At 57.1% G+C, this 13,264-nt stretch carries 12 protein-coding genes; 5 read left to right on the top strand and 7 right to left on the bottom strand.

All coding sequences use genetic code 11. From position 1 onward, the window contains the following. Positions 1–61: 61 nt before the first annotated feature. From AB4O40_RS03135 to AB4O40_RS03110, 6 genes are all read right to left on the bottom strand, one after another. Entirely contained in the window at positions 62–1,054 is a 993-nt protein-coding gene (locus AB4O40_RS03135; protein ID WP_056724895.1) for a LacI family DNA-binding transcriptional regulator, read from the bottom strand. Between the two features lie 75 nt (positions 1,055–1,129). Continuing rightward, complete coding sequence (locus tag AB4O40_RS03130; protein WP_460056152.1) at positions 1,130–2,632, bottom strand: glycoside hydrolase family 32 protein; 1,503 nt, start codon at positions 2,630–2,632, stop codon at positions 1,130–1,132. Beyond that, positions 2,629–3,774: an ABC transporter ATP-binding protein gene (locus AB4O40_RS03125; protein WP_460056155.1), complete on the bottom strand. Its 1,146-nt coding sequence runs from the start codon at positions 3,772–3,774 to the stop codon at positions 2,629–2,631. Before AB4O40_RS03125 ends, AB4O40_RS03130 begins: the two co-directional genes overlap by 4 nt. 27 nt (positions 3,775–3,801) lie before the next feature. Further along, positions 3,802–4,644: a carbohydrate ABC transporter permease gene (locus tag AB4O40_RS03120; protein ID WP_460056158.1), complete on the bottom strand. Its 843-nt coding sequence runs from the start codon at positions 4,642–4,644 to the stop codon at positions 3,802–3,804. Beyond that, the gene (locus tag AB4O40_RS03115) at positions 4,641–5,603 is read right to left on the bottom strand and encodes a carbohydrate ABC transporter permease (RefSeq protein WP_414919099.1); all 963 of its coding nucleotides are present in this window, start codon (positions 5,601–5,603) and stop codon (positions 4,641–4,643) included. Before AB4O40_RS03115 ends, AB4O40_RS03120 begins: the two co-directional genes overlap by 4 nt. Positions 5,604–5,624: 21 nt before the next feature. Beyond that, positions 5,625–6,899 carry an ABC transporter substrate-binding protein gene (locus tag AB4O40_RS03110; RefSeq protein WP_460056161.1) on the bottom strand — a complete coding sequence of 425 codons (1,275 nt, stop codon included), beginning with the start codon at positions 6,897–6,899 and terminating at the stop codon, positions 5,625–5,627. A 166-nt stretch (positions 6,900–7,065) separates the two neighbouring features. Between AB4O40_RS03110 and AB4O40_RS03105 the strand changes: the two genes are divergently transcribed. The 4 genes from AB4O40_RS03105 to AB4O40_RS03090 all read left to right on the top strand — a co-directional run bounded on the left by AB4O40_RS03105 (position 7,066) and on the right by AB4O40_RS03090 (position 11,039). Then, positions 7,066–8,631 (top strand): carbohydrate porin, encoded by a 1,566-nt coding sequence (locus AB4O40_RS03105; RefSeq protein WP_414919097.1) that lies wholly within the window; start codon positions 7,066–7,068, stop codon positions 8,629–8,631. Positions 8,632–8,791: 160 nt separating this feature from the next. Then, complete coding sequence (locus tag AB4O40_RS03100) at positions 8,792–9,715, top strand: carbohydrate kinase family protein (RefSeq protein WP_460056164.1); 924 nt, start codon at positions 8,792–8,794, stop codon at positions 9,713–9,715. Positions 9,716–9,880: 165 nt separating this feature from the next. Continuing rightward, positions 9,881–10,654, top strand: a complete 774-nt coding sequence (locus AB4O40_RS03095) for a ParA family protein (RefSeq protein ID WP_056724878.1) — start codon at positions 9,881–9,883, stop codon at positions 10,652–10,654. A gap of 169 nt (positions 10,655–10,823) precedes the next feature. Continuing rightward, complete coding sequence (locus tag AB4O40_RS03090) at positions 10,824–11,039, top strand: hypothetical protein (protein ID WP_056724876.1); 216 nt, start codon at positions 10,824–10,826, stop codon at positions 11,037–11,039. A 1-nt stretch (position 11,040) separates the two neighbouring features. Here AB4O40_RS03090 and AB4O40_RS03085 read toward each other — a convergent pair whose 3' ends face one another. Further along, the gene (locus AB4O40_RS03085; protein WP_056724874.1) at positions 11,041–11,649 is read right to left on the bottom strand and encodes a trimeric intracellular cation channel family protein; all 609 of its coding nucleotides are present in this window, start codon (positions 11,647–11,649) and stop codon (positions 11,041–11,043) included. 283 nt (positions 11,650–11,932) lie between these two features. Between AB4O40_RS03085 and AB4O40_RS03080 the strand changes: the two genes are divergently transcribed. Continuing rightward, the gene (locus AB4O40_RS03080; protein ID WP_460056169.1) at positions 11,933–13,237 is read left to right on the top strand and encodes an MFS transporter; all 1,305 of its coding nucleotides are present in this window, start codon (positions 11,933–11,935) and stop codon (positions 13,235–13,237) included. Positions 13,238–13,264 lie beyond the last annotated feature (27 nt).

Below are 13,264 nucleotides of genomic sequence, written 5' to 3'. Positions count from 1 at the left end.
GGTGACAGGCTAGTGGCAAATCGAAAGCAAGCGGGCACGCTATCACCGAATTAACTGAATCTTATAGCGATGCCCTAACCACCAATGGACAATCAACGGGCTGGGTTCCCGATACGTCGAGGGTCTCGATCAGGTGCCGGGCAGCCTTGCGACCGATCTCGTAGTACGGTAGTTGCACCGTGGTCAGCGGCGGGATGAACAGCTCAGCAATACCGATCATGTTGTCGTAGCCGAGCACGGCGACATCGTCGGGAATTTTCAGGCCACGGCCCAACAACAGCTGATAGGCACAAAAAGCAATGCGGTCGTTGCCACAGATCAGAACATCGAACTGGGGACGACCTTCGATGATGTGCCGGTCGAGGATGGCTGCGGTTTCACCATAGGCATCATGATCGGAAAGGTCGTATTGCAGCAGTGCGTCAGGCGCCAGGCCGAATGCCTGACAGGCACGCTGCAGGCCTTTTTGTCGCAGGCCCCAGGCCAGGCTCTGTTTGGGCAGATTGATGCACAGAGGGCGTCGATAGCCTTGGCTCAACGCGTGATGTACGGCGCGATACTGCCCCGATTCGTCGTCCGGCACATAACTGACCAGGTGACTGTCATCGGCCAGGCAATTGGCGAGGACCAGGGGTTTGCTCTTCAAGCGCTCGGGAATGCTCACCTGGCGAAACCCCATGGCGCTGAAGATCAACCCGTCGGGACGGTGCGACAACATCAGGTCGATGTTCTGGTCGGTGGGCGGATTGCTCAACAGGTTGAGGATGAAGACATTCCAGCCGGCTTGCTGTGCGGTCTGTTCGATGGACAGCAACAGTTCGACCGCGAACGGAGTGGTCGCGGTGTCTAGCGCGAACACTCCGATGGTTCGCGACTGGAGGTTGTCGCCGCGCATCTTGCGCGCCGACAGGCTCGGTACGAATTGCAGCTCATCAATGGCGCGACGCACCCGCTGAAGGGTTTCGGGACTCAGTTTTTCCGGATTATTGAGCGCTCGAGAAACCGTCATCAGGGACACGCCGGCCAGCTGTGCAACATCTTTCACTGAAGTCATGCGAGATGAGACCGGTCAGGTTGACGCAGAATCATGACACAGGGCCCGGGCTTCTCGCGACTCGAATGACGCTGTTCATAGCCATCCAGAGCCGAGAGGCCATGCCTTGGGAATCGAGACACGCCCGCCACTTCCGCTGGCAAACAGCTTCACGCCCAGACTGTCGGGCCGCGGATAGAGGCGACTGCTGAGGCTGAAGTGCCCGTTTTCGTCGAACACCTCGATGGACGAGCGATCGAGGAACACACGCAGTGCCAGTCGCTCTTGTATCGGGTCTATCGACACGCTGCGCTGGCCTGTGACTTGCGCACCAGAGTGGCTGCGGTCAAGCACCAGACGCCGCAACGCCGCATCATAGTAGAGCAGGGTTTGTTCATGGTCATCGTCGCTGCAGCGCAACGCGATTCCCAGGTGGCCATCGGTGCAGCCGAGTAAATCCAGGTGCACATGGATTTCGAGCATATCGCCATTCACTTCCGGCACCCACCGGGTTCCCGATTCATACCACCAGGACGTGCCTGGCAATGGCGCTTTGCGCAGAGCGGTGAGCTCCCGTGCCGGATACACGCAAAGGCGATCGGCGCACAGTTCAAGTTCGCGCGGCAAACCGAGCATGCCGCACCAATGATGGGCCTGGCTCGGCATCGGGCTTTCCCACATGTCGAGCCATGCCCATACAAGGCGCCGACCATCGGCGGCCAATAGCGTTTGCGCGGCATAGAAATCATGGCCGTTATCCAACTCGATAAAAGGCCCGCCGGTGAAGTGCCATTCGCTGTCGAGTCGGCCCACTCGATAACCGGTCTGGTATTTGTTGAGCCGATCGTAACCCTGGGGTTGCATGCCCTGGGGGGAGTAAAGCAGCACATCGCGCCCGTTCAGTCGGAACAGATCCGGGCACTCCCACATATAGCCATCGCCCTCGCTGCCGCTGGACACATAATCAAGGAACTCCCAGGCGTGCAGATCCGTGGAACGGTATAGCGGCAGTAGCGGTTTATCACCCAGACGTGCACCGGCAATCAGGTACCAGCAGTCATCCTCCTGCCACACCTTGGGGTCGCGAAAGTGCATGATCGTGTCTTGCGGCGCGGTGTCGATGACGGCGCCATGCTTGACGAACCGGATGCCGTCGATGCTGGTGGCCAGGCACTGGACTTGACGGATCAAGCGTTCGTCACCCACTTCCCCCAGCCAGGTGTGTCCGGTGTAGATCAGTGCCAGGGTATCGCCACACACCACCGCGCTACCGGAAAAACATCCGTCACGGTCGAAGTCATCGCCTGGTGCCAGCGCAATGGGCAGGTGCTGCCAATGGACCAGATCAGCACTCTTGGCGTGGCCCCAATACATCGGGCCCCATTTCGCGTCGAAGGGGTAATGCTGATAGAAAACGTGATATTCACCACGAAAGTACACTACCCCGTTAGGGTCGTTCATCCAGCCCACTTGGGGGGCAAGATGATAACCAGGTCGATAATCCTCGATGACGCGAGACAGGCCGTCACTCAGCGCACGCTGCGCAAGGTCAAGGGTGCAAGGCATTGGATCGCTCGGGGTATTCAAAGACAAGGTCATAGGGCGCGTGCTCGTACCGGGCTTAGAGAGACACCATCCGGCAGGGTTTCAATGGCGTGTGGGTGGCGCTTCAAGGCCGTGCCGTCGGCGTCGAACAGGTGCAGATTGCCGAACTCCAGCTGCAGCTCGACCTGATCGCCCACCTGCCATCCGGCGTTGACCCCACAACGACAGATCAGTGGCTCGTCCTGACCTGTATCGAGGTGCACATAGGTTTCACTGCCCAGGTATTCGACCCCGGTCACGACGACGCCGGCAGTTCCCTGCGCCGCCTTGAGCGACACGTGTTCCGGGCGAATCCCCAGGCTCAGTGAGGCGTCCGCCGCCAGGTTCGAGCTGTCGAAGGGCAGGGAGGTCATACCCAGGACGGGAGTATCGACCAGGCTGGTTTCACCCGGGGCATGCAGGCGTGCCGCCAGAAAGTTCATTCTGGGTGAACCGAGAAAACCGGCGACAAAGCGGCTCGCCGGGCGCTCATAGAGTTCGCGCGGTGAGCCGACCTGCTCTACGCGACCGCCATTGAGCACAACAATTTTGTCGGCCAGGGTCATCGCTTCCACTTGATCGTGAGTGACGTAGATCATGGTCGAGCCCAGTCGATCATGCAGCCGGGCGATTTCGTTGCGCATCTGCACCCTCAAGGATGCATCCAGATTGGAGAGCGGCTCATCGAACAGCAAAATGTCCGGCTCACGCGCCATGGCTCTGCCCATTGCCACACGCTGGCGCTGCCCTCCAGACAGTTCTTTTGGCTTGCGTTGCAGCAGTTTGTCCAATTGAAGGATTTGCGCTGTTTTCAGCACGCGCTCACGCAGGCTGCTCTTTTCAGTCTTGGCCAGTTTGAGACCAAAGCTGATGTTGTCGTAGACGCTCATGTGCGGGTACAGCGCATAGGATTGAAATACCATGCCGACGCCACGCTCGCGCGGCTCCAGGTCGTTGACCCGACGCCCGTCGATCAGCAGGTCGCCGCCGCAGATCGAATCCAGTCCGGCGATCAGGCGCAGCAGGGTCGACTTGCCGCAGCCCGAAGGGCCGACGAACACCACGAATTCACCCGCCGCGATTTCCAGGCTGACGTCGCGAAGAATCCGCGCGCCGCCCAATTGTTTGTTCACGTTGTCCAGTTTCAATTTGATCACGATGCTGTTCCTTGTCTTTGTTGGGCATCAACCCTTTAACGCGCCGGCAGTGAGACCGGAAACTATTCGGCGCTGGAAGATCAGCACCAGAATCACCAGTGGGACAGTGACCAGCACCGATGCAGCCATCAATAATCCCCAAGGCAACTCATGGGGGCTGCCGCCGGAAATCAGGGCAATGGCCACCGGCACTGTGCGTTGCGTGTCGGTGAGGGTGAAGGTCAGGGCAAACAGGAACTCGTTCCATGCGGCGATGAAGGCCAACAAACCGGTGGTAACCAGCGCAGGCCAGAGCAGCGGCACCAGCACCCGGGTCAGTGTGACCCAGGGTGAAGCGCCATCCATGATGGCCGCTTCTTCCAGTTCATGTGGCAGTTGCCCCATGAATGTGGTCAGCACCCAGACGGTGAAGGGCAGGGTGAAAATCGTGTAGCTCAGGATCAATGCCCAGGACGTGTTGTACAGGCCCAGGGCACGGATCACTTCGAACAGACCCGACAGCACAGCGACCTGGGGAAACATCGACACACCAAGAACCAGCATCAACACCGTGCCACGCCCTCGGAACTTCACCCGGCCCAAGGCATAGGCGGCGGTCAGGCTGAGGAACAGCGCCAGTGTCACCACACACAGCGCCACCACCAGCGAATTACCGATAGCCCGCAGGAATGAGGCTTGATGGAGTACCGCCGCGTAGTTGGAGAAGTCGGGGTTGTCGATCCAGTAGCTCACCTCGAACAAGGCGCTGGACGGCTTCAGTGAAGTCACGATGGCGTAGTAGAAAGGGAAAACCGCATACAGCAGCAATACTCCGATCAGGCACCAGAACCCGAGGCGCAACAGTGCTTTTTTCAGTAGGCGCAGGTTCATGACCGGACCTCCAGTTGACGGCGTCCGAGGTAGAGATAAAGCATGGCGATGACCGCAACCACCAGAAACAGCAGCGTCGAGGCCGCGCTGCCGTAACCGACGTCCTGGAACTCCACCAGGTGCTGGCGGGCATACACCGACATGCTCATGGTGCTCGACGAGTTCGAGGTCAGCACATAGATCACATCGAATACCCGCAGCGAGTCGAGGATGCGGAAGATTGCCGCCACCAGCAGTGCGGGCATCAGCAGGGGAAGGGTGACACGCCAGAACACTTTCAGCGGATGAATGCCATCGACCCTCGCGGCTTCGTAGCAATCGCTCGGCAACATCTGCAAGGCCGCCAGCATCAGCAGCGTGACAAACGGCACGGTCTTCCAGACGTCGACGAGGATCACCGCCCACATCGACAGGTCCGCATCGGCCGTCCAGGCCAGGGGCGCGTCAATCAGGCCGAGGCTCAGCATCAGGTGATTGATGATGCCGAACTGGTCGTTAAGCATCCATGACCAGATCTTTGCCGAGACAATGGTCGGAATCGCCCAGGGAATCAGAATCAACGCCCGCACCAGGGAACGGCCGGTGAACTTGATGTTCAGCAGCAACGCCACCAGCAGTCCCAGTACGACTTCCAGTCCCACCGACACCACGGTGAAATGCAAGGTGTTGCGCACCGCGTTCCACCACTGAGGATCGACCAGGATGCCCGACCAGGTGGAACCGTTGTGAAACAGATAATTGCTCAGGCCGACGAAGGATCCGCCAGCGGTGTCCGACAGACTGGCGTCGGTCAGGCTGAACCAGAATGTACGCAGTAGCGGCCAGGCTGCCACCAGCGTCAGACACAACAGCATCGGTGTCAGAAACAGCCAGGCGGCGCGTACCCGGCGTCGTTGTACGGGCGTTTCCCTGGTGAGCAGAAGCTCGTCACAGGGGACATGGGTCGTAGAGACAGACATGGCGATTTTCTTCCTTGTGGCTTACCAGTTCCGGCGTTTGATGCGCGTGAGTTCGCTTTCCAGCTCGGCCAGCGCCTGATCCACAGGCAACTCGCCCGCCAGCACGCCATGCACTCGATCGAAGAACGCATTGGAGACTCGTGGATAGCGATCGGCAGTGATGGAGGCGGGGCGCATGACCCCATCGTTGAGAATGCTGTGCAGCTGAGCGTAATAAGGCATGGCCGCGAGCAATTCGGGGTCCTGATACAGCGACTCGATAACCGGGTTATAGGCGCCGATCAGGGCACGGCGTTTTTGCTCTTGGGCACGGGTCAGGTAGCTCACCAGCTCGGCGGCAAGTTTGGGATGGGCGCTGTAGCGCGATACCGCCAGGCCCCAGCCACCGAGGGTGGAGGCATGGCTGCCGGTCTCGCCGCCGCGGGGCAGGGGAGCGACCCCGACTTTGTCTTTTACCGCACTGTCCTGGCTTTGCACTAACGCCCAGACATAAGGCCAGTTACGCATGAACAGCGCATTGCCCGACTGGAATACGCCACGACCTTCTTCCTCGGTGTAGTTGAGTACGCCACGCGGGGAGATGTCTCCCACCCAGCTTTTCGCCAGGGTCAAAGCAGCTCTTGAAGCCTGACTGTTGACCACGATGTCGCCTTGCGGATTGACCAGCCCGCCTTGCGGTTGGCTGCTGATCCACTCCAGGGCATTACACGTCAGGCCCTCGTAGGCGCGCCCCTGAAAGATGTAACCCCACGCATTGGGGTTCCCGGCATTGCGCTCAGCCTGTTGAATATTCCTGGCGGTAGCAGTCATCTCCTCCCAGGTCTGGGGAACCTGCTGGTTGTACTTCTCGAGCAAGTCCTTGCGGTAATACAGCAGGCCCGAGTCGGTGAACCACGGCATCGTCACCAACCGTCCGTTCACCGTGGCGTTATCCACCTGTGCCTGGAAGTAGCCTTGGGTCGCGTTGGCAGGTAGCACCTCGCGCAGATCCATCAAGTGTTTGGCCAGCATCCCTGGCCACACCATATCGATTTGAATGATGTCGATGTCGCTGGATTGCGCACTGAGGATCTGTTGATAGAACGACAACCTCTCGGTCGCCGAGTTAGGGGTGGAAACCACCTCGACGTTGTTGCCGGTCTGTTTCGACCACGCCTCGACAGCCTCCTTGCAGAGCTGCAACTCCGCACCCACCGCACCACACGAGATCGTTAAGTCGGCTGCGCTCGAGAGGCATGGAAATCCGGCACAGAGGGTGACTAGTGCGGCTGGGAGGAGAGATTTTAGCTGTTTCATAAAGCCCTCTTTATTTTTGTTTTTAGAAAAGTTAACGTTAACATCGCCAAATGTAGCAGCGTATTTGCGATGAGGCATCCTTTTTTCGTCAATTTTGACAATTCACAATTGACGAAAAAAGGCCGTTCGCGGGAACAGAAAAATAAAAACAAAACAGGAAATTCACATGCAGAAAGCATCAAGCTGGCTACTCGCAGGCGTGCTCGGCACCTCGGCGGTAACCTCTCAGGCCGCGACTCTGGAAGAACGCATGGCCGCGTTTGAAGCCCGTACCAGCGCAGCGGAGAAGCGTGCGGCCGCAGCCGAACAGCAAACCCAGGCACTTGCCAGGGAATTGCAGCAGATCAAACTCGCCACTGCTCCCTTGCAGCCTGCCGCGTCTACTGCGGCAGTAATTTCGGCGCCCGCTTTGGATACCCGCCTGGCAAAACTCGAGGCCCGCCAGCAAAGCCTGGAGAAAGAAGGCAGTACCGGACACCTCACTGATGGGTTCAGCTTCAACGGCTACGCCCGCTCCGGATTGCTGATCAACGATCGGCTGGGGGGTGGTCGTGGCGGCCCTTATGAAACTCCTGCCGGTTCAGTCGGTGGTGCAGTCGGGCGACTCGGTAACGAAGACGACACCTACATGCGTATAGACCTGTCGAAAGAGATCTATGCGCAAAACGGCACCCGTTCCAAATTCACGGTCTCCATCGCCGACGGTGTGGAAAGTTCCAATGACTGGACGGCCGATGAAAGCAAACTGAACGTGCGCCAGGTCTTCACAGCGCTTGACCATCTCGCGGCATTCAAGGGCAATTCAGTGTTCGAGAACGCCACCCTGTGGGCAGGCAAGCGATTCGATAGAGATAATTTCGATATCCACTGGCTGGACTCGGACGTTGTCTATCTGGCCGGCACCGGGGGTGGAATCTACGATATGCAGATGAACAAGAATTGGCGTTCGAACTACTCTTTGATCGGGCGCAACTACGGGGATTTCAGTCAAGGCGATCTTAGTGCCGATGTGGAAAGCTACATCCTGACCTCCAACCAGTTCTTCGAGGATGGTCAGTGGCAGTGGATGTTCAATGCCATCGGCGCAAAGAAAAACGATTTCGCTACCCGAACCAATGCAGCGGGTTTGACGCCTGCGGATTCCGGCTTGCACAGCATGCTGGCCAATCACCAGAAAAACTTTTTCGGCAGGGAAGGCTTCTTCAAAACGGCGCTGCTCTATGGGCAAGGTCTGGGAGCTGAGGTCAAGAACGTCGGCTCGGATGGTGAACTGATCGACGATGCCCGCGCTCTGCGTCTGGCACTTTACGGTGAGACACCCCTTGCGCCTGACTGGCGTATCGGCCCCAGCTTGCTGGCCGAACAGAGCAAGGATAGATACGTCAAGGGTGACGACTACCGCTGGCTGACCCTGAACGTGCGTTTGGCCAATAAAATCAACAGCAATTTCGAGATGGCCTACGAAATAAGCTGGCAAACCATGAACCTCGATCCGAAGGACTATCTACAACGTAATGCGGTCGACGGTAACTTTTGGAAATTCACTGTCGCCCCGACATTTAAACCCGAGGTTGGAGATCTTCTTACACGTCCCGAATTGCGAGTGTTCGCAAGCTTCATGAACTGGTCTTCGGATCTGGACAGATTCAGTACCACAGACTCCTTTGGCATGACGGACTTCAAAGCCGGAGGTGTATGGCAATACGGCATACAAATGGAAACCTGGTTTTAATATTCAAGCGCGTTCGGCCAACATCTGCTTTTAGGTTGGCCATGAGAACTTCTCTAACTTCAACAAACCCTGCCTTTCATCAAAACGCATTGAGTCAGTGATTACCGGTCGAATCTGATCAGCCAGCAGTTCCCTACGACAAAAAATTGAGGAAATGACGATGGTATTGCCTCGCGCAGTAGTGTTTGGCGAAGCCTTGACCGATCTTGTCCAAGGCACTCCTGGACAGTGGAAGGGCTACCCGGGTGGTGCTCCCTGGAACGTTGCACGAGCGCTAAGTCGCTTGGGTGTCAGCAGCGCTTTTGCTGGGGCGGTGAGCATGGATTCACTGGGTGACGAGATAGTTTCACAGTCGGAAGCGGCAGCATTGGATATGAGGTTTATCCAACGGGTAGACCGAGATCCTTTGGTCGCCATCGTTCCATCGAGCCGTCCTCCAAGGTATTTTTTTGCTGGAGATGCCGATCTGTTTTTTGATCCGGATCTGATGCCCGATGGATGGATCAACCATGCAGAGCTGTATCATTTCAGCTGCATCAGTTTGGCTCGACAGCCACTCGCAGACAGGCTGGTTAAAATTGCTCAGCAGGCCAAAGAAGCCGGTAAACGGATTAGCTATGATCCGAACTGGCGCAATTTAATGGATAGCCATTATCGGGAGCAGACCTTCCCTACGATGACCACCCTTGCTGACATGATCAAGCTTTCCGACGAAGACCTTCGGCAAGTTTATCCAGGGCTGACAGAACACCAGGCAATGGATGAACTTCGCGCTCTTAATCCTCAGGCGCAGATCCTTTTTACCCGAGGGGAACACGGGATGGTTCTCCACACCCCGGACAGCCAACTCGATCAGCCGGCTATTGCCGTGAAGGTAGAGGACACGGTTGGAGCAGGAGACGCGTGTATGGCTGGTTGGCTGGCTGCGGAGTTGTTGGGGATCGCGGACTTGAGAGAGCGCCTGCAATTTTCAGCGGCTTGCGCATCCATATCTTGCCGCCATGCCGGAGCCCATGCTCCAGCGCTAGCTGACGTGGAAGGTTTGCTGCAGCGGCTAACATTGGCAAACCCAGGGGATTGCTGATCCGTGTAAATCTATCGCTACCACCTTGTGTTGGCAGTCAAATGCTCTAGTGCGCAGCTTTGGCCAATCGCTGTCGCAAAACTGCAATGTTGCCGTCATAGAATTGACATGACTTCTTACACACTTCAGCCGGCCTTTGGCCTTTTTCATGGATGAGCAAGCCCTATGCGTCGTGTCATATTCAATCAGAAAGGGGGCGTTGGGAAATCCAGCATTGCCTGCAACCTTGCCGCCGTGAGTGCTGCCGAAGGTTACCGAACGCTGCTGGTAGATCTCGACCCCCAGGCAAACTCGACTCACTACCTCACGGGCTTGACCGACGAGCACATTCCCGCAGGCATAGCGGACTTCTTCAAACAAACACTGTCCAGTGGCTTTGAAGGCAGAAGGAATCGAGTGGCCATCACCGAGACCCTTTACGACAACCTTCACCTGGTGACTGCTAGCTCTGAACTGTCAGACCTCCAGTCAAAACTCGAGAGCAGGTTCAAGATCAACAAGCTGCGCAAGTTGCTGGTAGAGCTGTCCGAGGACTATGAGCGCATCTATATCGATACGCCTCCGTCGCTGAATTTCTACACATTCAGCGCGCTGGTGGCTGCAGATCGATTGCTGATTCCATTCGATTGCGACAGCTTTTCTCGCCAGGCGATGTACCGTGTTATCGCACAGGTAGAAGAACTACGTCTTGATCACAATGAATCACTGAAAGTGGAAGGGGTGGTGGTCAACCAGTTCGCCGGGTATACCGGCCTACACCAATCTCTCGTGAATGAGTTGCTGGCCGAAGGTTTGCCAGTGCTACCGGTCTATCTGAGCAGCTCCGTCAAGATGCGCGAATCTCACGAAATGTCAGTTCCCATCGTCCATTTGGCCCCGCGACATAAGCTTTCGCTGGAGTTTGTTGGCTTGCTGGACGCCCTGGAGCGGGCCGCTTAGCTTCATCGCGGATGGGCTGTTACAAGTGTAATCGTCCCCTCAGGGGTGTCACTCCAGCTAGTGTCAAACCAGCCAGGGTCGATGATTCAAAACCAGTTCGTACAGCTGAAACACTAACGAAACATTCCGGCCATATGATTCGCACCACCGAAACCAGGGAGGGTTGGAGATGAATCGGCCATCAAGAAGCATGCGCAAACTGCTCGATTCCGTTGCCACCAACAATGAGGCAGCGGCGCTTGATGTGATGCGTGCTGCAGAGCAGCTCCAGGATGAGGTGTTGCGCCAACGATTACTGAACTTGATTCATCGGCTCAACCAAGACGCCAATGACTTGCGAATGGCGCGGGACGATATCCAAGGCGGGGCCATCAAGCTCGCGTGACTTACCTCTGCCTGGTGGAGAAAATCGCTGGCATTTGGAGCCCTTTATAAATGGCGAGAAACCTGAATCCAGAGGTAAGTATCAAAGCGATCCAACCAGCGATCCGGATTGACGGAAATGTATCGCGCAGCAAGACATACAAGGTGCACCCCAGCAGGACTGGCGTGGCGTAGATCTCACGTGACATCAACAACGAGGCCCTGCCGGCTAGCACATCACGCGCTATGCCGCCTCCAATACTGGTCAGCACGCCCATCATCACTGCCAAAGGTGCACCAAGCTGTAATGCCATCACTTTCTCAGTAGCGACTAATCCGAACAGTGCGGCCGCAAAACCATCGAGATACAGCAATAGCTGATAGCGTTTGTGCAATCTATTGGTGAGAAAAAATGCCAGTAGTGAGGTAACCAATGCGACCCAGATGTAGTTGAAGTCTGCAATCCAGAAAATCGGTTGATCCAGCAGTAGGTCTCGAATGGTGCCACCACCAATAGCAGTGATGATGCCCAGCACTACGGCCCCGAACAGATCGACACCTACCTTTTGGATAGCTAACAATCCGGTAATGGCAAACACGGCGGTGCCCAACATTTGCTGAAAATAAAGCATCCGTTACTCCGTTCTCAGGTTGTCCAATAAGTGAACGATGGCGATGTGGGGAATGCAGGCGCGCGCCATCTGCAAGGCATCGTCGTTGGCCTGGCAATGCGGGTTGTAAATGTAGGTGGTGCTTCACCCACCGGAAGTCTAGTGGGTTCGTGCCCTTCCCACATCGGAGACTGCATTGAGGTGGAGGAGAGGGGAGTGCTCGCGAGTGGGGTGTTCAGGATCGCGGGTAACGAGACGACAGGCTTTTTTCAGACCTGTTGAGTGACTGTGCGGAGTTGATGATATGAAATTGTTCAGGCCGTTGCTTCAGCGGCCCGTAGCCTTGCTGTGGGGAGGGTTGGCGCTTTCTTCGATCGGTGACGAACTCTTCGCGATTGCCATCGCCTGGATGGCGGTGCAGATCGCCGGAACCGATGCAAGCTGGCTCAGTGCTTTACGCGGTGCTGCCGCGTTGGCAGGTGCTTTGCTGGGCGGAATATGGGCTGAGCGCTGGGACCACCGTCGCACGATGATCGGCGCCGACCTGGCGCGGGCCGGGCTTGCCTTGATTCCGGTGCTTGCTTGGGGATTCGGCATCATGAGTCTGTGGATGCTGGCGGTGCCGCTCATGCTCATGATGATCGTCAACTCGTTGTTCGAGCCGGCGCTGCGCGCCAGTCTTCCGTGGATTGCCGCGGCGCCGGACCAGCTGCAATCGGTCAATGCGCTGTTCGATGCGATCATCCGGGTCGCCCGGGTGATCGGGCCAATGCTGGCAGCGGCGATTACGCTGCTGATCCCGATCGAGCATCTATTTACCCTGAATAGCATCACCTTCCTGATCTCCGCGTGGGCGGTCATGAAGTTGGGCAAGGCGTTGCCGCGCCAACCTGTCAAGGCAACAAGCCGGCGTGCCGGATTTACCGCCGGTTGGAGAAGTCTTGCGGGACGCAGCCAGATGCAGGCGGTGTATGTGTGTGCGGGACTGGGCAATGTTGCCTGGAGTGTGGGGATATCGATCGGCATGGCGCTGGCAGTCGTCAAATACGATATCCAGGGATTCGGGGTACAGGGGTTTGCTGCCTACGGCCTGATCATGGGGGCTTACGGGGCAGGGAACCTGATCTCCATTTTTGTTGTGGGCAATCTGCAGATCCGTCGCTTGTATCACGGGTTTACCTTCGGTTCCGTGGTTAACGGCCTGGGCATCGCGATCATCGGTGCGGCGGTGCTGTACCTGCCACCGGAACACGTCCTCACGGGGATGATGGTCGGCGCAAGTCTTGCGGCACTCGGCGGGCCACTGATCGACATATCCTTCATTCTGCTGATTCAAACCCGGTTCAGACAAAGCGAAATCGCCGGGCTGGCACGGCTGCGTTTTGCGGCGCTGGGCGCGTCGATTCTGATTGCCGGTGCCTGCGGTGCTGCGCTGTATGCCCGCTTTGAAACCGGCCTGGTTATTGTCGGTGCCGGGATTTTCGAAGTGATCGTGGGGGCAATTGTGCTGCTAGCCCCCAAGGATAAAGTCCATGGCAAGATCCGTTTCAATTCAGGATTGTCGAAGTTCAGCGAGATATACGTGGCGTCGGCAGCGACCAATCGCTGAGCCGCTGCCTCAATCTTGTCGGGAGCA

This window comes from Pseudomonas sp. S2_F07 (assembly GCF_054668325.1).
The sequence above is the reverse complement of the archived record's forward strand: the minus strand, read 5'-3'. Positions and strand labels throughout refer to the sequence as shown.